Genomic DNA, 1,160 nt, shown 5'->3' on the forward strand with positions numbered 1-1,160 from the left:
TCTCAAACCCGTCCCGCAACTCCTCCAGGACCTGCCGCTTCTGCGCCTGATCATCCACCAGCGCCATCCCGACAATGGGGCCCCGCCGCGAACCGGACGGCTGAGAACGAAGCCTGGCACGCTCGGCCAACACGTGTTTGACGACGTTGGCCGCAGCCTCCTGGCCGGACCGGCGGGCCACCGCAACAGCACCCAAGTCACGGGTATCCCAGCCCCCGATATTTTCCGGGCCGACCGACCTCATCACCCAGGCTGTGACATCGGCTTGTTCAGGGGCTGGCAGGGCTGACCACTCCAAGCGGAAGACTTCCACCCCCCTTCTCGCCAGCTGCCTCCCGACCTCAAGAAGCTCGCCGACCGAGCCACCAATCGCGGCAGCCTGAGCCCTGCGAAAGCGACCGAACAGGTCAGCATTGCGTCTGGCAGTCTGTTGCCAGACGACGATGGCCGCAGCAGCCTCGCCGCCGTCACGGTATGCCTCAATAACAGACGGCCTCCCAACGTAGTACCGGCTGCTGCTCGGGCTGAGCCAGTTACGGAACAAGGCTTCCACCGCAGCGCCGGCGGGGGAATCATCCCGGTCAAAGAACGCCGGAGGGGAAACATCCCGGCCACCAGATGCCGGAGCAGTCAGCACCCGCGCATTGTCGGACCCGTCCAGCCATACTGGCTCGAACCATTCCAGATGCACCGGAAGGTGAAGGGGGTTTGCGGTAACGGCCTGGGGGAACCTGCGGTCTGGGTCCAGCAGAGCCGTCTTATACGGGTCGACACTGTGACCGGTCAGCCAGGCACGGACCTTCTCACGACTGCGCCCAGACCCCGGTAGCTCGTTCTTGCCGTACTCCAAATCCTTCTTGTCGTCGACCGCGTCGCCACCGTTCACCAACGTGGCATCGTCGTCGGCCTCCTCTGCCACTGCGGTCCCGTCGAGCCCACTACGAACAGAATCGACGGCAGGAACAGGACCGGTGGCTTCGTCGGCACGGTCCGCTGGCATGCCGCCCGTGCCTGTACCGGCGGTTCCCCCGCCGGCGGAACCGGTGTCGCTGCCGCGGTTGGCATCACCGAAAACCGCAGCCCCGGCCGCAGCAGTACCCTCGCCGCTGACAGGGGAGGCAGCCGGGTCAACAAACGCCAGAGCAGTCAGCACCTGCTCA

The 1,160-nt window shown here is 65.7% G+C and carries 1 pseudogene; it reads right to left on the minus strand.

What is annotated here, in order from left to right:
• A pseudogene (locus PV350_RS46645) lies at positions 1 to 1,160 on the minus strand (hypothetical protein); the annotation flags it as partial.

The sequence above is a fragment of the Streptomyces sp. PA03-6a genome (genome assembly GCF_033792765.1).
Lineage (GTDB): Bacteria > Actinomycetota > Actinomycetes > Streptomycetales > Streptomycetaceae > Actinacidiphila.